19 protein-coding genes are annotated in these 24,006 nt (G+C 52.3%); 5 read left to right on the top strand and 14 right to left on the bottom strand.

Going from position 1 to position 24,006, the window contains the following annotated elements:
• Positions 1–95 precede the first annotated feature (95 nt).
• Positions 96–1,664 carry a multicopper oxidase CueO gene (gene cueO, locus ACSZO4_RS16325; RefSeq protein ID WP_437890078.1) on the bottom strand — a complete coding sequence of 523 codons (1,569 nt, stop codon included), beginning with the start codon at positions 1,662–1,664 and terminating at the stop codon, positions 96–98.
• A gap of 156 nt (positions 1,665–1,820) precedes the next feature.
• Between cueO and ACSZO4_RS16320 the strand changes: the two genes are divergently transcribed.
• The 3 genes from ACSZO4_RS16320 (at position 1,821) to speD (ending at position 3,939) form a co-directional block, all read left to right on the top strand.
• Positions 1,821–2,168, top strand: a complete 348-nt coding sequence (locus ACSZO4_RS16320; protein WP_437890077.1) for a YacC family pilotin-like protein — start codon at positions 1,821–1,823, stop codon at positions 2,166–2,168.
• A gap of 95 nt (positions 2,169–2,263) precedes the next feature.
• Positions 2,264–3,142 carry a polyamine aminopropyltransferase gene (speE, locus tag ACSZO4_RS16315; RefSeq protein WP_437890076.1) on the top strand — a complete coding sequence of 293 codons (879 nt, stop codon included), beginning with the start codon at positions 2,264–2,266 and terminating at the stop codon, positions 3,140–3,142.
• A 2-nt stretch (positions 3,143–3,144) separates the two neighbouring features.
• Positions 3,145–3,939 (top strand): adenosylmethionine decarboxylase, encoded by a 795-nt coding sequence (gene speD / locus ACSZO4_RS16310; RefSeq protein ID WP_437890075.1) that lies wholly within the window; start codon positions 3,145–3,147, stop codon positions 3,937–3,939.
• Positions 3,940–4,020: 81 nt separating this feature from the next.
• Here the strand turns inward: speD and ACSZO4_RS16305 are convergent, their stop codons facing one another.
• Positions 4,021–4,194 (bottom strand): hypothetical protein, encoded by a 174-nt coding sequence (locus ACSZO4_RS16305; protein ID WP_437890074.1) that lies wholly within the window; start codon positions 4,192–4,194, stop codon positions 4,021–4,023.
• A 158-nt stretch (positions 4,195–4,352) separates the two neighbouring features.
• Positions 4,353–4,715 carry a protein YacL gene (yacL, locus tag ACSZO4_RS16300; RefSeq protein WP_437890073.1) on the bottom strand — a complete coding sequence of 121 codons (363 nt, stop codon included), beginning with the start codon at positions 4,713–4,715 and terminating at the stop codon, positions 4,353–4,355.
• A 448-nt stretch (positions 4,716–5,163) separates the two neighbouring features.
• On the opposite strand from yacL, the gene ACSZO4_RS16295 reads away from it, so the two are divergent.
• Entirely contained in the window at positions 5,164–5,841 is a 678-nt protein-coding gene (locus tag ACSZO4_RS16295) for a tetratricopeptide repeat protein (RefSeq protein ID WP_437890072.1), read from the top strand.
• A 120-nt stretch (positions 5,842–5,961) separates the two neighbouring features.
• On the opposite strand, the gene acnB is transcribed toward ACSZO4_RS16295, so the two are convergent.
• The 6 genes from acnB to pdhR form a co-directional block, all read right to left on the bottom strand.
• Positions 5,962–8,559, bottom strand: coding sequence for a bifunctional aconitate hydratase 2/2-methylisocitrate dehydratase (acnB, locus tag ACSZO4_RS16290; RefSeq protein WP_437890071.1), 2,598 nt, complete (start codon positions 8,557–8,559; stop codon positions 5,962–5,964).
• Between the two features lie 268 nt (positions 8,560–8,827).
• A complete protein-coding gene (locus tag ACSZO4_RS16285; protein WP_437890070.1) occupies positions 8,828–10,210 on the bottom strand; it encodes a hypothetical protein in 1,383 nt (460 codons plus the stop codon).
• Positions 10,211–10,410: 200 nt separating this feature from the next.
• On the bottom strand, positions 10,411–11,835 hold the full coding sequence (lpdA, locus tag ACSZO4_RS16280; RefSeq protein WP_437890079.1) for a dihydrolipoyl dehydrogenase: 1,425 nt from the start codon (positions 11,833–11,835) through the stop codon (positions 10,411–10,413).
• A gap of 196 nt (positions 11,836–12,031) precedes the next feature.
• Positions 12,032–13,927, bottom strand: coding sequence for a pyruvate dehydrogenase complex dihydrolipoyllysine-residue acetyltransferase (gene aceF, locus ACSZO4_RS16275; RefSeq protein WP_437890069.1), 1,896 nt, complete (start codon positions 13,925–13,927; stop codon positions 12,032–12,034).
• Between the two features lie 14 nt (positions 13,928–13,941).
• Positions 13,942–16,605: a pyruvate dehydrogenase (acetyl-transferring), homodimeric type gene (aceE, locus tag ACSZO4_RS16270; protein ID WP_437890068.1), complete on the bottom strand. Its 2,664-nt coding sequence runs from the start codon at positions 16,603–16,605 to the stop codon at positions 13,942–13,944.
• Positions 16,606–16,889: 284 nt separating this feature from the next.
• Positions 16,890–17,654 (bottom strand): pyruvate dehydrogenase complex transcriptional repressor PdhR, encoded by a 765-nt coding sequence (pdhR, locus tag ACSZO4_RS16265; protein ID WP_437890067.1) that lies wholly within the window; start codon positions 17,652–17,654, stop codon positions 16,890–16,892.
• A gap of 534 nt (positions 17,655–18,188) precedes the next feature.
• Between pdhR and aroP the strand changes: the two genes are divergently transcribed.
• The gene (aroP, locus tag ACSZO4_RS16260; RefSeq protein WP_437890066.1) at positions 18,189–19,562 is read left to right on the top strand and encodes an aromatic amino acid transporter AroP; all 1,374 of its coding nucleotides are present in this window, start codon (positions 18,189–18,191) and stop codon (positions 19,560–19,562) included.
• Positions 19,563–19,810: 248 nt separating this feature from the next.
• Here the strand turns inward: aroP and ACSZO4_RS16255 are convergent, their stop codons facing one another.
• From ACSZO4_RS16255 to ACSZO4_RS16235, 5 genes are read right to left on the bottom strand one after another with little or no spacing between them, the layout of a single operon-like run.
• The gene (locus ACSZO4_RS16255) at positions 19,811–20,548 is read right to left on the bottom strand and encodes a fimbrial biogenesis chaperone (protein ID WP_437890065.1); all 738 of its coding nucleotides are present in this window, start codon (positions 20,546–20,548) and stop codon (positions 19,811–19,813) included.
• 20 nt (positions 20,549–20,568) lie between these two features.
• Positions 20,569–20,799 (bottom strand): fimbrial protein, encoded by a 231-nt coding sequence (locus ACSZO4_RS16250; protein ID WP_437890064.1) that lies wholly within the window; start codon positions 20,797–20,799, stop codon positions 20,569–20,571.
• 14 nt (positions 20,800–20,813) lie between these two features.
• Positions 20,814–21,659, bottom strand: a complete 846-nt coding sequence (locus tag ACSZO4_RS16245) for a hypothetical protein (RefSeq protein WP_437890063.1) — start codon at positions 21,657–21,659, stop codon at positions 20,814–20,816.
• Between the two features lie 15 nt (positions 21,660–21,674).
• Positions 21,675–22,982 carry a fimbria/pilus outer membrane usher protein gene (locus ACSZO4_RS16240; protein WP_437890062.1) on the bottom strand — a complete coding sequence of 436 codons (1,308 nt, stop codon included), beginning with the start codon at positions 22,980–22,982 and terminating at the stop codon, positions 21,675–21,677.
• Complete coding sequence (locus ACSZO4_RS16235) at positions 22,903–23,895, bottom strand: fimbria/pilus outer membrane usher protein (protein WP_437890061.1); 993 nt, start codon at positions 23,893–23,895, stop codon at positions 22,903–22,905. Before ACSZO4_RS16235 ends, ACSZO4_RS16240 begins: the two co-directional genes overlap by 80 nt.
• Positions 23,896–24,006 lie beyond the last annotated feature (111 nt).

Raw genomic sequence — 24,006 nt, 5'->3', positions numbered from 1 at the left:
ACAACCCCCCCGATGATCAGTCGGGGATCTTCCCCGCCTGAGCGGGGAAGGTCAAGACATAAGGGTCGGGGTGAGGGCATCAGGCCTCCCCCATTTTAAACCGTAAACCCAAGCATCATGCCGGTATCCTCATGCTCGAGCAGATGGCAGTGCGCCATATAGGCATACTCCGGTGGTGCGTCATGACTGAACTTCACCAGAACCTCACTTCTCGCCCCCTCGACGCTGACCATATCTTTCCAGCCACAACGATGGGCGGCAGGCGGCTTACCATTTTCCGATAAAATGCGGAACTGGGTGCCGTGTATATGGAAAGGATGCAACATCATGTCGCCCTCTCCCGAAATCACCCAGCGTTCATAAGTCGCTTTCTGCGCGGCAAACGCCGGGGTTTGCATATCAAAGGCTTTACCGTTAATCCGGTTGGCGTTATGAAAATCAAAACCACCAGCGCCATGATTCATGCCGCCATGCCCCATCGCGCCATGGTTCATCTGACCATGCCCCATGTGCCCGTTTGCCATACTCATACCCGCCATTGCCGCATCACCGTACTTTGCCTGTAACGCCTGCATGCCCATCATATCGAGCATCGGATCCATAGACAGTTGCAGATGACGTTGGGTTAGCCCTTCCAGCGCAGGTAATGCAGGCAGAGCCGCCAGGCTATCGGGAAGAGTGGCTGATGCGGTGATGGCCAGTGGCTGAATACGCAAAATCGGCTGCGGTTGATCAAAAGGCGCAACCGTCATCCCCATCTGCATTACCGGCCGGGTAAGCAGATCAAAGGCGGCGCTGTCGCGGTTTTCGACCAGCACCTCAAAACGCTCTCCTGGCAACATCGCCAGTTCACTCACCTTCACTGGCTCCGTCAGTAATCCTCCGTCGCTGGCAACCACATACAGTGGTCGATTGTCGCTGGTCGCCACATTGAGCGAGCGCGCATTGCAGCCGTTGAGCAAACGCAGACGCAGCCAGCCACGCGGAGCCGCATGTTGCGGATAAATCGCCCCATTGGTGAGCAGCGTATCGCCAAACCAGCCCACCGCCGCGCTCATCACATCCAGTTGATAGTGGATCTGCCCGTCAGCGGCGAACTCTTTGTCCTGAATGATGACGGGCACGTCGTCAATGCCCCACTGTTGCGGAAGGAGAAGCTTGCGGCTGTTATCATCTTCAATCAGCACCAGGCCCGCCAGCCCCATCGCCACTTGTCGACCGGTTTTGCCATGTTGATGCGGATGAAACCAGCAGGTGGCCGCAGGCTGGCTGGGGGTAAAATTGACCGTGCGACTTGCACCCGGCTTAATCACGCCCTGCGGCCCGCCGTCAACCTCGCCGGGGATTTCGAGCCCATGCCAGTGAAGCGTGGTCTCCTCTGCAAGGGTATTGCGAATGGAAACCGTCACTGCTTTGCCTTGCCGCAACTTAAGGGCCGGACCAAGCAGATTGCCGTTGTATCCCCAAGTGGTCGCCTGCTTTCCGGCAAACGTCGATGTACCGGCCTGAACGGTGAGCGCAATCTGGTTTTGCGCATCAGGGGTCAGTAACGCAGGAACGGGCAGAGCCGGTCTTTTGGCAGCCAGCAACGCACGGCTCCAGAGAGGCAGAGCACTGAATGCTCCTATTGCGGCGGTATATTTTAGAAACTCACGACGTTGCATCTTTATTTCCTTATTCTTTTGCAGGCGATGTTTTGAGCATAAACCCTCCCCTTGCCGGAAGGTCAAGTCATCAGGCTTAATCCGGACAATAATAAATATCGTCGCCTCGCCTTCAGTATGCTAACGTTTAATTTCCGTTATGCCGTGGTAGAAATAATGAAGACGTTTTTCAGAACAGTTGTGCTTGCCAGCCTGTTGGCTGTCTCCGCTAATAGCTATGCCCTCAATGAATCAGAAGCGGAAGATATGGCCGATCTTACGGCGGTCTTTGTCTTTCTGAAAAACGACTGCGGTTACAACAACCTGCCAAATGGTCAAATCCGCCGGGCGCTGGTCTTCTTCGCGCAACAAAACCAGTGGGATCTCACAAATTACGACAGCTGGGACATGAAGTCCCTGGGTGAAGAGAGCTATCGTGATCTGAGCGGTATTGCTATCCCGACTGCGAAAAAATGCAAAGCGCTGGCCCGCGACTCTCTTAGCCTGCTCGCCTACGTGAAGTAACCTCCGACGGGGTAAACCGCTGCCCGTGCATCTGCGGTCAGAGTTGGCTATTATGTTGCGCCTTATTTAAGCAGGCGTTAACAAAGGAGCAACCTATGACCGGGAAGACGCTGTGGCATGAAACGCTGCACGACCAGTTTGGTCAGTACTTTGCTGTAGACCAGGTGCTGTACCACGAAAAAACCGCCCACCAGGACCTCATCATTTTCGAAAATGCCGCTTTTGGCCGTGTCATGGCGCTTGATGGCGTGGTGCAGACGACCGAGCGCGACGAATTTATCTATCATGAAATGATGACCCATGTCCCGCTGCTGGCTCATGGCCGCGCGAAGCATGTGCTGATCATTGGCGGTGGCGATGGTGCCATGCTGCGCGAAGTCTCCCGGCATAAAAATATCGAGACCATCACCATGGTGGAAATCGATGCAGGCGTGGTCTCCTTCTGTCGCCAGTATTTACCGAAGCATAATGCCGGTGCTTATGATGATCCGCGTTTCCAGTTAGTGATCGATGACGGCGTCAATTTTGTCAGCCAGACCACGCAAACCTTCGATGTGATCATTTCTGACTGTACCGATCCGGTCGGTCCGGGAGAAAGTCTGTTCACTTCCGCGTTCTATGAAGGCTGCAAACGCTGCCTTAATTCGGGGGGTATTTTTGTCGCCCAGAACGGCGTCTGCTTCCTGCAACAGGATGAAGCCCTGGACAGCCACCGTAAGCTCGGTCACTACTTTGCCGATGTCAGCTTTTATCAGGCAGCGATCCCCACCTATTACGGTGGCATTATGACCTTCGCCTGGGCCACCGATAACGAGACGCTGCGTCATCTCTCTACCGGGATAATTCAGGCGCGCTTCCATAGCGCAGGCTTAACCTGCCGCTATTACAACCCGGCCATTCACACCGCTGCATTTGCGTTACCGCAGTACCTGCAGGATGCTCTTGCGTCGCCGTCTTCCCGGGGGAACAGCTGAAATTGAAAAAACTGAAGTTGTATGGTTTTAACAACCTGACTAAAAGTCTGAGCTTTTGTATTTACGATATCTGCTACGCCAAAACAGCAGAAGAGCGCGATGGTTATATCGCCTATATCGACGAGCTTTATAATGCCAATCGCCTGACTGAGATTTTGTCTGAGACCTGCAATATCATTGGCGCCAACATTCTGAATATCGCCCGTCAGGACTACGAGCCCCAGGGCGCAAGCGTCACGATTCTGGTCAGCGAAGAGCCGATTGACCCTCAGCTTATCGACAAAACTGAGCATCCTGGCCCATTGCCAGAAGCGGTTGTCGCCCACCTCGACAAGAGCCATATCTGCGTGCACACCTATCCTGAGAGTCATCCGGAAGGCGGTTTATGTACGTTTCGCGCCGATATCGAAGTCTCAACCTGTGGGGTTATTTCGCCGTTAAAAGCGCTGAACTACCTTATCCATCAGCTTGAGTCGGACATCGTGACCGTCGATTACCGCGTACGCGGATTCACCCGCGACGTTAACGGTATGAAGCATTTTATCGATCATGAAATTAATTCAGTGCAGAACTTTATGTCTGATGACATTAAGGCGCTGTATGACATGGTGGATGTGAATGTCTATCAGGAAAACATCTTCCATACCAAGATGTTACTCAAAGAGTTCGATCTCAAACACTATATGTTCCACACCCGTCCGGAAGACTTAAGTCCGTCCGAGCGCGAACAGATAACGAAAGCATTGTGGAAAGAGATGCGTGAAATTTACTACGGCCGCAATATTCCCGCCGTGTAACGCTTGCTGACACCGGGATGTGCCAGCGGATCCGCCAGAGCGCATCGCTCATTCCAGTACATTTCGCGCGTCAGGCGATGCTCAGCGTGTTGTCTGGTCATGGAACCACTCCACGTCCACATTCGCCATATCTACGCCGTAGAGGCTCGCTACTGCCAGCAGCGACTCCATGACGCGGCGACTATTATGTTCCGCATCATCGTGCTGTTCGCCCGGGGTATGTGCAAAAAAATAACGAGAAATAAACGCTTTCATGGTCGTCTCCGTGAAGTGTCCGCAGGACCATGAAAGCCTAATTACGCGACAAAAGGAAATGCGAAAAACATCTGACGTTTTTCATTACACGCATGACGGGCGGCAATAAGCGCCGGCGCTGTACAAGAGCGAAAGCGGCCTTATCATCCGAAGAGGTATTAACGCTGGCCCAGGAACGTCCGGTAGGCTGCCACGACTTGCAGAAAATCCTCTATGCCACATAGCGAAAAGCTTTCTTCATCGTAGTAATTCATGCCCTCTTCCATTTCGTCACCGGAAAATTCAAGCTGATTGGCGCGCACCATTACCTCTTCACCGTCCAGCCACAGGGTATATTCGTGTCCGGTTCGCTGCCAGGAGCGCTCACTGCCTTTCACTGTTTTCGCCGCCTGTTCCACTTCATCGAGTAAGGCGAGGTTCTCTTTCACCTCTTCGTTAAACCAGTGCCCTACCACCTCGTGGCCCATCGACATGCGGACTTTTACCCCACCGGTAATATCACGCAGAAATTCGTAATCCATAGTCTCTTCCTCATGCAGGCTTAGCGTCAGCCCATGCTCTAATTATCGCAGCACAATGGAAGAAAAAAAGCGTCGCGGCGGCAAGGATGCAATAAAAAAGCGGGAAAGCGCTCCGCTTTGGCGATATCGGGATAAAAATCAGCCACCGGGCATAATGCCGCCATCAACGGTCGCCGCTGGCCCCGGCGAAATCTACTGCTTCGTGACTTCAAGATGTACGGCGGTCATATCGCGCCAGAACGGCGCCACCCGTTGGCCGATACTGAGTCAATAGTATGGCGAATGGTCTCCATTGATGCATTCAGGAAGCCTTGTTCATGGATTTCTGACATATGAAACCCTGGTCACTATTGTCCAGATAAGGACATATTTTGTTATTTTAATTTATATTCCACTGGTAAATAATTATACGCTTTATGTTTATTCATTTTACAGGGAGAATGATGATATGCATTCATTTATTAAAGGAATACTCGCACTTACATTTATAATAATTATATCCACATCTGCATACGCAGCACCTTACGGTCATTATGATTTAAACAAAATCCCTCTGACAACCGAGACGAAGTCAGGTAAAAAATATCAAATGGATCCTGGTTACCTTGATCAGATTTTTTTAGACATTTACAGGCATAGCTTTACCCCGCTATTACCAAACTTCGACTCTCCCCAGGATAAAAGCAGAGCCTTCCATGGCGTTCAGGGCTTGATAGCATTGCTCAATATTTATATAGACTCTTCGCCCGCGCCGGATTTTCAAATGCTTGGGCGAGCCGCATTAGTTAATCATATGGGCTATAACATGGGGCTATCTGACGCAAAAAAAACGGCAGAGAAACTCTACAAACAGATGTTGGAAATAAAACCTGATGACGACCATGCTAATTTCTTTTATGGTTTATTCCTCTTAAACTCATGCCAACGTGAAAAAAGCATCGAACATTTAAAAAAATCAGTAAAAGCAGGTAACCACTCAGCACCGCTAGTATTGGCCAGCGTTTATGTTATTACCGAGGATAATCAACAAGCACTTAATACCCTTGATAATTATCTTAAAAATAATCCAAATGATTCAGCAGCAAAAAAATGCGCAATAACATTACATCAGGGAAAACTGATGTAACTACAGCCTCTTTACAGAATAAAACTTGCCCACTAAGTTAATAAAAACCCCACACTCGAAAGCGTGGGATTTTAATATTAGCGCAGTCTGACATCCTCTCCCACAAGGAGAGGATGTCATTTATACCGCCGTCTGGAAAATGACGCCGTCGGCTTTGTTGGTGTACTGATTCAACTGGTCGAAGTTCAGATAGCGGTAGGTATCCACCGCCGTCTTATCTACCTGGGCGATATAGGTCTGATACTCTTCCGGCGTCGGCAGTTTACCGAGCAGAGAAGCGACCGCCGCCAGTTCCGCAGAAGCCAGATAGACGTTTGCGCCAGTACCTAAACGGTTCGGGAAGTTACGCGTCGAAGTCGAGACCACCGTTGAACCGTCCGCCACGCGCGCCTGGTTGCCCATACACAGGGAGCAGCCCGGAATTTCAATACGCGCACCGCTCTTACCAAAAACGCTGTAATAGCCTTCTTCGGTCAGCTGGGCGGCATCCATACGTGTTGGCGGCGCAACCCACAGGCGGGTCGGCAACTGGCCTTTATGGGCATCCAGCAGTTTACCGGCCGCACGGAAGTGGCCGATGTTGGTCATGCAGGAACCGATAAACACTTCATCAATCTGCGCGCCCTGCACGTCAGACAGCAGACGGGCATCGTCAGGATCGTTTGGCGCACACAGAATCGGCTCTTTAATTTCAGCCAGATCGATGTCGATCACCGCCGCGTATTCCGCGTCAGCATCGGCCTGCAGCAACTGAGGATCTGCCAGCCATTTTTCCATACCCTGAACACGACGCTCAAGGGTACGGCGATCGCCATAACCTTCCGCAATCATCCATTTCAACAGGACGATGTTGGAGTTCAGGTACTCGATGATCGGCTCTTTGTTCAGATTGATGGTACAACCGGCAGCAGAGCGCTCAGCGGAAGCATCGGTCAGCTCAAAGGCTTGCTCAACTTTCAGATCCGGCAGACCTTCGATTTCCAGAATGCGGCCCGAGAAGATGTTTTTCTTGCCTTTCTTCTCAACCGTCAGCAAACCTTGCTTGATGGCATACAACGGAATGGCATGCACCAGATCGCGCAGTGTGATACCCGGCTGCATTGTACCTTTAAAGCGCACCAGCACCGATTCCGGCATATCCAGCGGCATCACGCCCGTTGCGGCAGCAAAGGCCACCAGGCCAGAACCCGCCGGGAAAGAGATGCCAATCGGGAAACGGGTATGGGAGTCACCGCCTGTCCCTACTGTATCGGGCAGCAGCATACGGTTCAGCCATGAGTGGATTACGCCATCACCCGGACGCAGAGAGACACCGCCACGGTTCATGATAAAGTCGGGCAGCGTATGGTGCGTAGTCACGTCAACCGGTTTCGGGTAGGCCGCAGTGTGACAGAAGGACTGCATCACCAGATCGGCAGAGAAACCGAGGCAGGCCAGATCTTTCAGTTCATCACGGGTCATTGGCCCGGTGGTATCCTGGGAGCCGACAGACGCCATTTTCGGTTCGCAATAGGCACCCGGACGGATACCTTTCACGCCGCAGGCACGGCCAACCATTTTCTGCGCCAGAGAGTAACCACGGCTGCTTTCCGCCACATCTTTCGCCTGGCGGAAGACATCGCTATGCGGCAAGCCCAGCGATTCACGCGCTTTGGTGGTCAGCCCACGGCCGATAATCAGCGGAATACGGCCACCGGCGCGAACTTCGTCGATCAGCACATCGGTTTTCAGCTCGAAGCTTGCCAGCAGCGCGTTGGTTTCGTGGTTACGCACTTCGCCTTTGAACGGATAAACGTCAATCACGTCGCCCATGTTCAGGTCGTTTACATCCACTTCGATTGGCAGTGCGCCCGCATCTTCCATGGTGTTGAAGAAGATAGGTGCGATTTTGCCGCCGAGGCAAAGACCGCCGCCGCGCTTGTTCGGTACAAACGGGATGTCGTCGCCCATAAACCACAGCACTGAGTTGGTGGCGGATTTACGCGAAGAACCGGTCCCCACAACGTCACCTACATAGGCCAGCGGGAAGCCTTTTTTCGCCAGGTCTTCGATTTGTTTAATCGGACCAACGGCACCCGGCTGATCGGGCTCAATGCCTTCACGGGCATTTTTCAGCATCGCAAGGGCGTGCAGTGGGATATCCGGGCGGGACCAGGCATCCGGCGCAGGAGAAAGATCGTCGGTGTTGGTTTCGCCGGTGACTTTGAAGACGGTGACCGTCATTTTTTCAGCAAGCGCAGGACGGCTCAGGAACCATTCGGCATCGGCCCAGGATTGCAGCACCTGCTGTGCATAGCTATTACCCGCTTTGGCTTTTTCTTCCACATCGTAGAAGTTATCAAACATCAGCAGCGTATGAGAAAGTGCTTTGGTCGCAATGGGTGCCAGTCTGGCGTCGTCCAGCGCGTCGATCAGAGGATGGATGTTGTAACCACCCTGCATGGTGCCGAGCAGTTCAACGGCTTTCTCAGCATTGACCAGTGGGGAAGTCGCTTCACCTTTGGTGATGGCGGCAAGAAAACCCGCTTTAACATAGGCGGCTTCATCAACGCCCGGCGGGACACGGTTGGTTAAGAGGTCTAACAGAAAATCTTCTTCGCCAGCAGGCGGGTTCTTCAGCAGCTCAACGAGCGCAGCCATTTGGGTTGCATCTAATGGTTTTGGCGCAATCCCCTCAGCGGCACGTTCGGCTACGTGCTTACGGTATTCTACTAGCACGACAGTTCTCCTCGCTCTCATTGTCATAATGCGGCAGGCGATTCTCTTCACGCTCCTGTGAGACAGCAGTTTGTAGGGTAAATCCGCGATACCGCGTTGGCAGCATATCAGGATTTGCAGGGGGTGTTAATCTGTTTACAAAAAAGCAACATTAAAAATTGGCTGAATCGTTAAGGGCAGAATAATGCAGAAGAAAGAGGCTTTTGCGGGAACAGATTACACGTTAGAAACCGTGGTAAATGGCCCCGAAGGACCATTTATCATCAACCTACAAAGCTTCCAGCAGCGTCTGAATATTCTCGCGACTGTATTTTTCCGGCGTGTTTATCTCATTTTCCAGCTCGCCCATAACGTATTTCTTCATCGTCTCGAGGTTATTCACTTCGGTCTGATTTCTGACATTCGCCAGTTGGCCCTTGCTGGTGTAATTCATGGTGGTGGTATTAACTTCATCATTATTCAACGTGTGATAGATGTAGTTTTGCGAGGTCTTATCGCTGTTCAGCGACAGCGGTAAAGACTGATCCAGCGGCTGATACCAGGAGGCTCTGAGGTGATTACGCGCGGTCTGCGTCACGCTGCGGGAACCATCATAATTGCGCGTCTCCTCGGTGGTTTGCGAGGCCTGGTAAGAGAAGCTTTTCTTCTCATCCAGGCGCAACGGATTAATCGACTCCTCGGTTTGCGTCAGCGAGAGCGAAAAGTCATTTACCCCATGCGTTTGCGGCTTGCTGCCGCTGCCTGCACGAACCTCGCTGTTATTTCCCGTGACCGAAATGCCGCCGCTTTGCGGAGTATTCAGGGCATGGAAGACCGACTTCAGCATCTCCATCTGGTCTCTGTCGCCCTGCCCGTCAATGCGCGCTTTATCAAACTGCTTATCATATGCCGCCAGCGCAATCTGCTGCGCCACCACATCGCCCGGATCATTACTCAGGGAACGATCGCTGGTCATTTTCAATGAAAAATCGGCATCCTGATACGCCACCCAGCTTTCATCACTGTCGGTATGGAAATTGAGCGACTGCAATGAGTTATCGCCGCTGCGGATATCGGTTTTCAGATCAACGGATTTCAGTACGCCACTGTCGAATTTGGTCAGGCCGGAAATATCAAGCTCCGGGGGTTGTTTACTCAACCCATTGAGCGCATCCCCAAAAGCCTCGCCCAGCGAGGCCACCGCCGCGGCCTCTTCATCCGTGAGTTGCTCACCCTGCGTATTAACGGAAACCGCAATCCCCCCTTTCTGCTGCGACAGGGTCAGATGCAGTGTCGAGCCTGAGCGGGTGGTGATATCCAGCGATATCGCTGATTTACTGGTTGAGGCATTGCTGAGTGAGGAATCGCTCGCCGTCACGGCCTGCGAGAAATCGCCGCGGTTCTCTTTTAAGTTATCGAGTAGCGCAGTTCCGAGGCCACTGAATGAAGACAGCGGGCTGCCGTCAGGCAATGACTGCATCAGCGCAAGAATCTGCGGGTTAGCCTGGCCGGAACCCGTCGCGCTGACTTTCTTCGGTGTGATGCTGTAAATGGCCGCGATGGCCTGGGTCTGGCTGCCAAAGGTCACTTTCGTGGAGGCATTTGTCACTGCGGACGCAGCAGTACTGGTACTCGTGATCCGTGGCGTACCCACGCGGGTGGCTGACGACATATTTGATAACATTGTCGACAGGGGCGATCTGATACCTGTAACCATGACGATAAAACTCCCTCTTTCGTCGATAAAAACTCAGTACAGTTACATCGGCAACAATCGGCTAAATTTTATACTGCGAGAGGAAAAGTTAGAGCACGATCACGGATTTAAGCGCAAAAAAAACGCCTCCGAAGAGGCGTTATCATCAAGCGAACTTATTTTTTCTTCGCTTTCGGGTTCGGCAGGTCGGTGATGCTACCTTCGAACACTTCTGCAGCCAGGCCCACGGACTCGTGCAGAGTCGGGTGCGCATGGATGGTCAGCGCGATGTCTTCTGCGTCGCAACCCATTTCGATCGCCAGACCGATTTCACCCAGCAGCTCGCCGCCGTTGGTGCCGACAATGGCGCCGCCGATAACACGGTGCGTTTCTTTGTCGAAGATCAGTTTGGTCATACCGTCTGCACAATCAGAAGCGATAGCACGGCCGGAAGCAGCCCACGGGAAGGTGGCGGTTTCGTAGCTGATGCCTTTTTCTTTCGCTTCTTTCTCGGTCAGACCTACCCAGGCAACTTCTGGCTCGGTGTAGGCAATTGACGGGATCACTTTCGGGTCGAAGTAGTGTTTCTTACCGGCGATAACTTCAGCGGCAACGTGACCTTCGTGAACACCTTTGTGCGCCAGCATCGGCTGACCGACGATATCGCCGATAGCAAAGATGTGCGGCACATTGGTACGCAGCTGTTTGTCAACGCGGATGAAGCCACGCTCATCAACTTCTACGCCAGCCTGACCTGCATCGAGGTTTTTACCGTTCGGCACACGACCGATAGCAACCAGCACGGCATCGTAACGCTGTGCTTCAGCAGGGGCTTTTTTGCCTTCCATGGAAACATAGATACCGTCTTCTTTCGCTTCAACGGCAGTCACTTTGGTTTCCAGCATCAGGTTGAATTTCTTGCTGATGCGTTTGGTGAAGACTTTAACGATGTCTTTGTCTGCAGCCGGGATAACCTGGTCGAACATTTCAACCACGTCAATCTGTGAACCCAGCGCATGGTAAACGGTACCCATTTCCAGACCGATGATACCGCCACCCATAACCAGCAGGCGCTCAGGAACGGTTTTCAGCTCCAGTGCGTCGGTGGAGTCCCACACGCGCGGGTCTTCATGCGGGATAAACGGCAGTTCGATCGGACGGGAACCCGCCGCGATGATTGCGTTGTCGAAGTTGATCACGGTTTTGCCGTTTTCGCCTTCAACTTCCAGGGTGTTGGCACCGGTAAATTTACCCAGACCGTTAACCACTTTCACTTTACGACCTTTAGCCATGCCTGCCAGGCCGCCGGTCAGCTGAGTGATAACTTTCTCTTTCCAGGTACGGATTTTGTCGATATCGGTTTTCGGCTCGCCGAAAACAATACCGTGTTCAGCCAGTGCTTTGGCTTCTTCGATAACTTTCGCTACGTGCAGCAGCGCTTTAGAAGGGATACAGCCGACGTTCAGACAAACACCGCCCAGGGTGCTGTAACGTTCTACAATGACGGTTTCCAGACCTAAATCAGCGCAACGGAAGGCCGCAGAGTAACCTGCCGGGCCAGCCCCAAGTACCACGACCTGAGTTTTGATTTCAGTACTCATCATGACCTCTTATTGATTTCCGGCAGTCAGGTACTTGTCGCCCTTTATCCACCGGGTCGTTCTATCCGCCCGCAGTTTACAAAAATGTTAACAATTTTGAAACAACAAACGGCTCACGAATTCTCGTTTCGCTAATAACCTCACAGACAACGTGAGGTTAAGAGGTAAAAAGCCGGCCGACTGGCCGGCTTTTCGATTACATCACCAGGCGGCGAATATCGCTCAGGGTGTTGTTGATGATGGTGATAAAGCGAGCACCATCAGCACCGTCAATCACGCGGTGGTCGAAGGACAGAGAGATCGGCATCATCAGACGCGGAACGAACTCTTTACCATTCCAGACCGGCTCCATCGCAGACTTAGACACACCGAGGATTGCCACTTCCGGCGCGTTAACAATCGGTGCGAAGTGGGTAGTACCCAGGCCGCCGATGCTGGAGATGGTGAAGCAACCGCCCTGCATTTCGCCAGCAGTCAGCTTGCCATCACGCGCTTTTTTGGAGATCACGGTCAGCTCACGAGACAGCTCAGTGATGCTCTTCTTGTTCACGTCTTTGAAGACCGGAACAACCAGGCCGTTCGGGGTATCAACCGCAACACCGATGTTGATGTATTTTTTCAGCGTCAGACGCTGCGCATCTTCAGACAGCGAGCTGTTGAAGCGAGGCATCTGCTCAAGAGCAGCGGCTACCGCTTTCATGATGAAGACAACCGGGGTGAATTTCACGTCCAGTTTGCGCTTCTCAGCTTCGGCGTTCTGCTGTTTACGGAACGCTTCCAGATCGGTGATATCGGTTTTGTCAAAGTGGGTAACGTGCGGGATAACCACCCAGTTACGGCTCAGGTTAGCACCAGAGATTTTCTGGATACGGCCCAGTTCCACTTCTTCGATTTCACCAAACTTGCTGAAGTCGATTTTCGGCCACGGCAGCAGACCCGGCAGAGAACCACCGGTCGCAGCGCCTGCAGCAGGTGCAGCTTCAGCACGCTTGATAGCGTCTTTCACGTAAACCTGAACGTCTTCGCGCAGGATACGGCCTTTACGACCCGTACCTTTCACTTTCGCCAGGTTGACACCGAATTCGCGAGCCAGGCGGCGAATCAGCGGCGTTGCATGGACGTAAGCGTCGTTTTCAGCGAAGTCAGATTTGCCTTCCGCTTTCGCCGGGGCGGCAGCAGGTTTAGCAGCCTGAGCAGGTGCAGCAGCCGGTGCCGGAGCGGCAGCAGCAGCCGCAGCAGGTGCTGCGCCTTCTACTTCAAAGACCATAATCAGGGAGCCGGTGGACACTTTGTCGCCGGTGCTGATTTTGATCTCTTTAACGGTACCCGCGAACGGCGCCGGAACTTCCATGGAAGCCTTGTCGCCTTCTACGGTGATCAGTGACTGTTCAGCGGCAACTTTATCGCCTACTTTCACCATCACTTCGGTCACTTCAACTTCGTCACCGCCGATATCCGGTACGTTAACGTCTTTCGGACCCGCAGCCGCAGCAGGTGCAGCGGTCGGTGCCGGTGCAGCAGCCTGAGCAGGCGCGGCAGCAGGTGCAGCACCCGCCACTTCGAAGACCATGATCAGGGAGCCGGTTGACACTTTGTCACCGGTGCTGATTTTAATCTCTTTCACGACACCCGCGAACGGAGCCGGAACTTCCATAGAGGCTTTGTCGCCTTCTACGGTGATCAGAGACTGTTCAGCAGCAACGGTGTCGCCAACTTTAACCATGATTTCAGTGACTTCTACTTCGTCGCCACCGATGTCCGGTACGTTGACATCTTTTGCAGCCGCAGCGGCTGGCGCAGCTGCCGGTGCAGCTTCTTTCTTCTCTTCTGCCTTAGCAGGTGCAGCAGCTGCTGCACCGTCGGCGGAATCGAAAATCATAATCAGTTTGCCAGTCTCGGTTTTGTCGCCAACAGAGACTTTGATCTCTTTAACAACGCCAGCCTGTGGAGACGGGACTTCCATAGAGGCTTTGTCGCCTTCTACGGTAATCAGCGACTGTTCAGCTTCTACTTTGTCGCCAACTTTGACCAGGATCTCGGTGATTTCAACTTCATCAGCCCCGATGTCCGGCACATTGATTTCGATAGCCATTATTCTTTTACCTCTTATGCCAGACGCGGGTTAACTTTATCTGCATCGATGTTGAATTTGGTGATTGCTTCCGCCACCACTTTCTTGTCGATTTCGCCACGTTTAGCCAGTTCGCCCAGAGCTGCAACAACCACATAAGAAGCATCAACTTCGAAGTGGTGACGCAGGTTTTCACGGCTGTCAGAACGACCGAAGCCGTCAGTACCCAGTACGCGGTAGTCATCAGCCGGTACATAAGTACGAACCTGCTCAGCGAACAGTTTCATATAGTCAGTAGATGCTACGGCCGGAGCGTCGCTCATCACCTGGGCGATGTACGGAACGCGCGGAGTTTCCAGCGGGTGCAGCATGTTCCAGCGCTCACAATCCTGGCCATCACGCGCCAGTTCGGTGAAGGAGGTTACGCTGAATACGTCAGAACCGATGCCGTAGTCGTTAGCCAGGATCTGTGCCGCTTCACGTACGTGACGCAGGATAGAACCGGAGCCTAAGAGCTGAACTTTACCTTTGGAACCTGCAACAGTTTCCAGTTTGTAGATACCTTTACGGATACCTTCCTCGGCGCCTTCCGGCATCGCAGGCATGTGGTAGTTTTCGTTCAGGGTGGTGATGTAGTAGTAAATGTTCTCTTGCGCTTCACCGTACATACGGGTCAGGCCGTCATGCATGATGACTGCCACTTCGTACGCGTAGGACGGATCGTAAGAGATACAGTTCGGGATAGTCAGAGACTGAATGTGGCTGTGACCATCTTCGTGCTGCAGACCTTCACCGTTCAGAGTCGTACGACCAGAAGTACCACCTACCAGGAAGCCGCGAGCCTGTTGGTCGCCAGCCTGCCAGCACAGGTCACCGATACGCTGGAAACCGAACATGGAGTAGTAGATGTAGAACGGAATCATCGGCAGGTTGTTGGTGCTGTAAGAGGTTGCAGCAGCCAGCCAGGATGCGCCTGCGCCCAGCTCGTTGATACCTTCCTGCAGGATCTGACCTTTCTCGTCTTCTTTGTAGTATGCAACCTGCTCACGGTCCTGCGGGGTGTACTGCTGGCCGTTCGGGCTGTAAATACCAATCTGACGGAACAGACCTTCCATACCGAAAGTACGCGCTTCGTCGGCGATGATTGGAACCAGACGGTCTTTGATAGACGGGTTCTTCAGCATCACGTTCAGGGCACGAACGAAAGCGATAGTGGTGGAGATTTCTTTGTTCTGCTCTTCCAGCAGCTGTTTGAAGTCTTCCAGCGCTGGCAGTTCCAGTTTCTCGGTGAAGTTCGGCTGACGAGAAGGCAGGTAGCCGTTCAGCTTCTGACGCTGAGCATGCAGGTAGGTGTGCTCTTCAGAACCTTCCGGGAAGGTGATGTAGGACAGTTTTTCAACCTGCTCATCGGTTACCGGTACATTGAAGCGGTCGCGGATATAACGCACGCCGTCCATGTTCATTTTCTTAACCTGGTGAGCGATGTTTTTACCTTCGGCGGTGTCACCCATGCCATAACCTTTGATGGTATGAGCCAGGATTACAGTTGCTTTGCCTTTGGTGTCCTGCGCTTTTTTCAGTGCAGCGTAGACTTTCTTCGGATCGTGACCACCACGGTTCAGGGCCCAGATCTGCTCGTCAGTCCAGTCGGCAACCAGTGCAGCCGTCTCCGGGTATTTACCGAAGAAGTGCTCGCGGACGTATTTGCCGTCTTTGGATTTGAAGGTCTGATAGTCGCCGTCAACGGTTTCGTTCATCAGCTGAATCAGTTTACCGCTGGTATCTTTACGCAGCAGCTCATCCCAACGACCGCCCCACATCACTTTGATCACGTTCCAGCCAGCACCGCTGAAGATGCCTTCCAGTTCGTTGATGATCTTGCCGTTACCGGTTACCGGACCATCCAGACGTTGCAGGTTACAGTTGATAATGAAGCACAGGTTGTCCAGTTTCTCACGGGTCGCGATAGTGATCGCGCCTTTGGATTCCGGCTCATCCATTTCACCGTCGCCCAGGAAGGCGTAAACGGTCTGCTGGGAAGTGTCTTTCAGGCCACGGTGTTCCAGATATTTCAGGAATTTAGCCTGGTAGATAGCACCGATCGGGCCCAGACCCATGGATACGGTCGGGAACTGCCAGAATTCTGGCATCAGTTTCGGGTGCGGGTAGGAAGACAGGCCTTTGCCATGAACTTCCTGACGGAAGTTGTTCATCTGCTCTTCAGTCAGACGACCTTCCAGGAAAGCACGTGCGTAGACGCCCGGGGAGATGTGGCCCTGGAAGTAAACCAGGTCGCCGCCGTCTTTCTCGGTGCGAGCACGGAAGAAGTGGTTAAAGCAGACTTCATAAACGGTTGCGGAAGACTGGAAGGACGCCATGTGGCCGCCCAGCTCGAGGTCTTTTTTGGAAGCACGCAGAACCGTCATGATGGCGTTCCAGCGAATAGCCGAACGAATACGGCGTTCCAGCTCCAGATTACCCGGGTATTCCGGTTCATCTTCAACGGCAATAGTGTTGACGTAGTTGTTAGCTCCGGTACCAGCGGCAACTTTCACGCCGCCTTTGCGAGCTTCAGAAAGCATCTGGTCAATCAGATACTGAGCACGCTCAACACCTTCTTCACGGATTACCGATTCGATCGCCTGTAGCCAGTCGCGAGTTTCAATCGGATCCACGTCATTTTGGAAACGTTCTGACATGGGGGGTATTCCTTATCTATCTAATACGTTGATTTAGCTGGAACCTGTCCCATTGCACTCTCCTTTCTTCATATTTCAGGTTGTCTCTTTGTTGGCTTCGCTTTCTCACCCTGGTCACATAGTTCACTATGCTCCATGGGATTCGCGCGCTTGCCGTCGCGATACACCCCGAACTATCTCGAAAAACTAAAGTGCAATAAGACAGGTTCTGCGTTTAGTTGTCGCGCTCTCAATTGTTGGCGCTCTCGTTACAACTCTTCCGGCATAAATTACGCCAGAAAATGCTAATTCTTTCTCTGTTCCAGTCGACGCAGCGAGCGTTCACGGCGGCTCTGCTCACGACTTCTGTCCAGAAGTATTTCTTCAATAAAGGCCAGGTGGCGATGCGACGCTTCACGCGCTTCTTCCGGCTCGCCAGCCATGATCGCAGCAAAAATACTGCTGCGATGCTTGCTCACGATCGGCAGCATTTCGCGGCGCGCGTAGAGCAACTCAAAGTTTTCACGAACATTCTGTGCCAACATCGGTTCCATGCAGCGAAGCAGGTGTAACAACACCACATTATGCGCCGCTTCGGTTACAGCGATTTGATACTGCACGACCGCACTGGATTCGGCATCGAGATCGCCTGACTGCTGCGCCAGTTCAATCGCCTGATGCAGTTCGCCAATCCTGACTTTATCTTCATCCGTGCTGCGCAACGCGGCATAATATGCAGCAATGCCTTCCAGCGCATGACGGGTCTCAAGCAGATCAAATTGGGATTCGGGATGGTCGGAGAGCAACTCAACGAGCGGATCGCTAAAGCTCTGCCAGAGGCTACTTTGAACAAATGTACCGCCACCCTGGCGACGTAGCAGGAGCCCTTTTGCTTCGAGGCGTTGAATTGCCTCACGCAGAGAAGGACGAGAAACGTCGAACTGTTTGGCCAGTTCGCGCTCTGGAGGCAGTTTTTCACCGGGGCGTAATGTCCCCTCAAGAATCAAAAACTCCAGTTGCTGCTCAATCACATCGGATAGTTTTGGCTGGCGGATTTTGCTGTAGGCCATTATTCCCTATCTCTACCATTCGCCCGGAGTAAATTGGTCTTACCAATTTCATATTCGTGACGCTAAAGTAACAAAGTATTCACCTTCTGTCCATACAGGTTTTGATTGAAATCAGGAAACCATGCAGATTTTAACAACGTTACAGAAATAACGTTTCAAACATGTAACCTTGCACAAATGACTCTTTTACCCATAAAACGACCATTTTAACTTTATTGAAACGATAACATTGGCATCTGAACCGGTTCAGCATGAATAAATTTGCATTCTTATATCAAATTCATGAATAAAAAATCACTTGAATATAAAGTTCATGCTGAGCGGACAACTTACAACTGCTTTCTTTTTATTCAACTCGTCATTTGCCGTTCATAAAGCAGGTGCAAAGCCTGGCGCTTACCACTATTCTGAGCCGTACGAAAGGGATGGGTGAAAATTCACGTCAGTTATTCGTAAATAATAAAATACAAAAAATGGAACTTATTAATTACACGCAAACATCAGCGTATACATAATAACCACACACGAGGTTTCATGATGGAAGGTCAACAGCACAGCGATCAGCTCAAGCGCGGCCTTAAGAACCGCCATATACAGCTTATCGCGCTGGGCGGCGCTATCGGGACTGGTCTGTTTCTGGGCAGCGCATCAGTCATCAAATCAGCAGGTCCTGGTATTATTCTGGGCTATGCCATTGCAGGCTTTATTGCTTTTCTCATTATGCGCCAGTTGGGCGAGATGGTTGTTGAAGAACCTGTAGCAGGATCTTTCAGCCACTTTGCCTATAAATACTGGGGCGGTTTTGCCGGCTTCGCCTCCGGCTGGAACTACTGGGTACTGTATGTTTTAGTGGCAATGGCCGAATTAACCGCGGTCGGCAAATATATCCAGTTCTGGTGGCCTGAAATTCCAACCTGGGTGTCCGCAGCCGTATTCTTTATTGCCATCAACGCCATTAACCTGACCAACGTAAAAGTGTTCGGCGAGATGGAGTTCTGGTTCGCCATCATCAAGGTGGTAGCCGTTGTTGCCATGATCCTGTTCGGCGGCTGGCTGCTGTTCAGCGGCAGCGCTGGTCCACAGGCCACGGTACGCAACCTGTGGGAACAAGGTGGCTTCCTGCCGAATGGCATGTCGGGGCTGGTGATGATGATGGCTATCATCATGTTCTCCTTCGGCGGCCTGGAACTGGTGGGGATCACCGCAGCAGAAGCCGATAACCCGCAGGAAAGCATTCCCAAAGCGACCAACCAGGTTATCTACCGCATCCTGATCTTCTATGTGGGTTCCCTGGCCGTACTGCTCTCGCTGATGCCATGGACTCGCGTCACCGCAGATACCAGCCCGTTCGTCCTGATTTTCCATGAACTCGGCGATACCTTCGTTGCAAACGCGCTGAACATCGTCGTACTGACCGCAGCGCTCTCGGTGTACAACAGCTGTGTTTACTGTAACAGCCGTATGTTGTTCGGCCTGGCCCAACAGGGTAATGCGCCGAAGGCGCTGCTGAGCGTCGATAAGCGTGGCGTGCCGGTGAACACCATTCTGGTCTCTGCGCTGGTTACCGCTCTGTGCGTATTGATCAACTATATGGCGCCGGAATCTGCATTTGGCCTGCTGATGGCCCTGGTGGTTTCCGCACTGGTCATCAACTGGGCGATGATAAGCCTGGCGCACATGAAATTCCGTCGCGCCAAACAGCAACAAGGCGTGACCACCCGCTTCCCGGCACTGCTTTACCCGCTGGGTAACTGGGTCTGCCTGGTATTTATGGCGGCGGTGCTGGTAATTATGCTGATGACTGAAGGGATGGCTATCTCGGTCTACCTGATCCCGGTATGGCTGGTGATCCTCGGTGTCGGTTATATGTTCAAGCAAAAAACGGCAAAAGCGGTGAAAGCCAGCTAATTGCCTTGTCTTCCCTCCCCTCTCCCGTCCGGGAGAGGGGTTTTACCTGAGCCGACGCTTTTTCGAGTCGCTATGACGGAACTACTATCAGCAATCCCGATGCGCTGTGCGATAACCGGTGCCAGTGGCGAACGCTGCCAGTGAGCTACGACTCATTACGCAATGCTATATTGTGAATAGCTGGAATCGCAAAACAGAGCCTCAACACTTTCCTTTCTGATTAAGTACCTTTTTAGAGACCAACCGTTTTATTTGGTAAAACTATTCTCTACGCCATAATCATCAACCCAGGCAACAGATTTGAACTGCGTAGCCCCTACATCCGGCAAGGGAACATCCATAAGCGAAAAAGGAGCGATCATTCCATTATTGGGGAGGTTATGCACAACCTTGCCATTATCGAACGTTATATTGAGTAAGGTGATATGCAGCGGCGAATGGCTTATCAATCGCAGACAATTTCCCGTCGCACAGCGCACGCGTGATGTCTGCATCCCCTTAACCCCATCCTGCAAGGTTGCGCTGGCTATGGCCGCCGGGCGAAAGAAGAGTTTGATGCGTGTGCGAAAAGCCATCTGCAACAGGTTGCTATTGGCCGCAACCGCAGACCTGGGCGGCACTTCGAGTGCATTAAGCCAGAACACCGACTCTTTATCTTTAGCCAGCCCTTCTCCTTTATTAATCAATTGAAGGCGAACCACTCGTGATTTCCCGGCCTCCAGGCGAAAGACCGGAGGCAAGATCAAAAACGGCATTTTTATCTGTTCGGGGCGATCCAGTAAATTATCCCGATCGGTCCAAAGCTGCATCAGTGCGGGAGTTTTCCCCTGATTAATGAGCGAAAACGTCACCTCACGCTCTTTCTCATGAACAATCAACCGGGTCTGGTTCAGATAAGTCGCCGCCTGCGCGGTACCACAAAACCACAGCACACTTAGCAAACAGAACGCGAACTTAAATCTGACGCAGGATGACATCGTCGACATCAATCAGGCCCCTCCGCAGGTTATTTGTAGATTAAGGTAAAAGTAACAGAGCCACTGACGTTACCCGACACTACATTACTATCAGTTTGGTAGATCCCTGCCCGCAGCGGTACCCTATAGTTTGCGTTGTCGCGCGAAGAATCGTAATCGCTTAGCAGATAAGCAGTATTAAAGTTTATCGGAATGCTATCCCCTGTTAACAACTGCAACCCAACACCGCTGGCGCTGGAACTATCATCAAGGGCGAACACGCCGTTGCTGTTGTCTACAATGTTGGTAGTGGGGGTGAACAAATAACCGATGCTCGCCAGCCCCCCGGACACTGGGTAAAATTCAGTGCAAAATCGGTACGTCCGGCGACAGAGCCAACGCCGGTAAACAAATTACGACCGACATCTGGCAGCGAAACCGCTACATCAGAGGTGGTGCAGGTACCACCAGTGGTAACAATGTTCAGGTTGCCAGCCTGATACTGGGCGATCATATAAGTACCGGTACCAGTAGAAACATTGTTGTCATAGACCTGGTAGGTTCTCATATACATGGGGTCAAATGCCAGGTTAGTGCCTGCCGTCAATGAACCGGACGTTTTTACGAAGCGAACCTGAACATCCACACCAATATTCCAGCTGGGAACACTGCTGTCGTAGCTGACATTAAACAACTCGGATGGCGTCTGGTACACGCCGTTCATAACGGTCAACCGATACCAGTCGCTGGTCTGGCCATTAACGGTGTAGCGCCAGCGAGCAATATAGCCAAGCCCGGTTTTTACGACAGTGTTATACACGTTGTAACTTTGTCCATCGACGGTTGCCGTCCCCCATACGGCATAGGGCGGGTAGGCCTGTACCGCCATTGGAATCGTATAGCTCTGGTATTGGTTAACATGTGAACAGGTCCAGGCCGTCGGGTTTGATGATGTAACCCAGGAACCAATAATATCGCCCGCGGCTGCATCTTTCCCCACCTGTATTGTGGCCGAGTCAAAGTACTGATAATACCCACTGGTACGACTACAATTTACCCAGGTCCCATCGGCATGGGCTTTGCCACAAAAACCAACGGCAGAGAGTAGCAATAACACCGCCATCGAGAAGATTTTATTCATCCTGTCTGGTTCCTTTTACTGGCACACAACGTCGAGCTGACGCAATGTCGCATTGTCGGTGGATATAGACGGTATCTGATAACTAAAATGGCACTGTTGCAGCTCCGCATTGCCCCATTTCACGCGTAAAGTTCCGCGCTCATTCTTCACGCGGGCAAAAGTTTGCCCGCCCTGGGCGATGTAACCCACGATCTCGTTGTTTTCATCCATCAGCGATGCCCCGAACGGCAATTCTTCCCCAGTGTGGCTAATATTGAATAACACCGAGTGACCAATGTCGGTTTTGTATTTTATCAACACCACCGCACCAGCAGTCGGCACACTGTTCTGGCTGGAGACGTCCAGCGCTACGTCATTGGAAAGCCCTTTCGGATCCAGTGCGATGGTATTCTGCCGATACGGCGTCAAATATGGCACTGCCGCCTTACCATTTCTATCGAGGCGAAGGCTGGTATTATTCGTTATTCTCGCACCGCTGGCATGCTCGGCTTCAACGACCGCCATGGTGTCACCCATGAGCGGCGTCAGGACGACCCCATTGCCGTAGGCTATCGCGCCGCCAGAGAGGGTCATACCGTATTGCTGATAGCTGTTGCCTGCTGAGAAGCTGCCGCCTACCGTGCTCCACGGTGAAGTCCACGTGCCACTTACGCCACCAGTAGTTTTGGTACCACTGTCGCTATAGCGATCAACGCTGGTAAACGCGCTGTAGTTATACTGGCGGTTGCTGCCGGCCGAACCTGTTACAGAATTCTGAATACCGTTATGATCCCGTTCCTGCACGTAAGTTGAGGTCAAATACGTTGACTGGGCGCTGTTACCGAGCGGCAGCGAAACGCCAATAGAGATTTTGTCATCCCATTTGCCATTGACTAAGTCCCGGGAACGGCTGGCGTTAATATTGAGGTTAAAGTTCTTAAAGAAATTGGTGTACCCCACCTGATATTCCGTATCCCGACCATTACGGTTCCAGTAATTCTGAGTACTGGCGCTGATATTGATGCTACCGAACGTGTCGGAAATATTCTGGCTGGCGCTAAGCTGAAGCCGATTTTTGCGGTTAACGCGGGCGTAGTCCCCGTTATAGTTTTGCCCCTGCCCGGAACGCACCAACATAGCGTCATCAATGGTGTAATAGCCGGAACTAGAATAACGATAGCTCGCCAGCGTCATGTTGGTGTTTACCACCGGGAGAATTTTGGCGAATGCAAAGCGAATGCTCTGCCCTTCACGCTTAATATCGTCACGCAGGATTGTGCGGGCGTGGGTAATATCCGAAGAAATTGCGCCCACCGGCGTGTTCAGCGCCACCCCACCCGACACCGACTGATAATGCTCCCCCCCCCAGCACACCAGTATAACCCGTGAGCAGGTTGGTAAAACCGTGGCGCAGCGTACCCAGCATAATCTGCGGTTTTTCGCTCACGGTGCTGTTACGGTACCACCCACCCATCAGAGTATAGCGGGTAGTGCCCGGACGCAGCAGCTCCGCAATAGAGGTATAGGTTACCGTAAAGCTACGCTCGCTACCGTCAGCTTCCTTGATAGTTACCAGCAGATCGCCGCCAGTGCCGGTAGGATAGATATCGTCAATAACAAACGGCCCCGGAGGCATAGTGGCTTCATACAGTCGAACCCCACGCTGGGTGACGCGTACCAGGGCGTTAGTGTTAACAGTGCCGCTGATAACCGGCGCATAGCCACGCCGGGAATCTTCATACATCCGATCGTCGGAACTCAGCATGACACCCTGAAACCCTACGCTGTCAAAAACCTGTCCGTCTGTGGAAGACTCCCCCAGCACCAACTTACTGCGCAGCGGTACAATGGCACGTTCGAGATAAGTGGTAGCATTGTCATAGCTCCAGGACTGCCCTTTGTTCCAGTTGAATGAGCCACGGTATCGAAGACGCCAGACATCACAGTTGATGCCGCCACGCAGCCCCAGGTACTGAGTTGACAGCGAAGACGAATTCGACATCTCTGAGTGCCACGCATTGTAGTCATACTGCAGCGTGGCAGCTGTAATGCCATTATCCCAAAGCTCCGGACTGACATAGCCACGAGCATTACGTTTCAGGTAGATTTGTGGAGCCTGTACATTAAGCTGCTGGGTGGAAACGTCATAGTGAGCATCAAGACCGGGAGCCAGGCTACTCATCAGGACACAGCTGGTACCGCTTTTCAGCTGCTGCAGAGCGTCTGCCGTCAATTGCGACATGTCAATGTCAAGCATGGCAAGCAGCTTCACGTCCATGCAGGGTTTTGCGACTAAGGAAGGTGCGATTTAATCGTCAGTTATGAGAACATAAGGCTTTCTTTGCCATAGATTTTTCACGATGCCCGC

The sequence above is a fragment of the Phytobacter sp. V91 genome, assembly GCF_965644225.1.
Classification (GTDB): Bacteria; Pseudomonadota; Gammaproteobacteria; order Enterobacterales; family Enterobacteriaceae; genus CBFFRJ01.
Note: the sequence above shows the minus strand (reverse complement) of the source record. Positions and strands in the feature narration are given on the sequence as shown.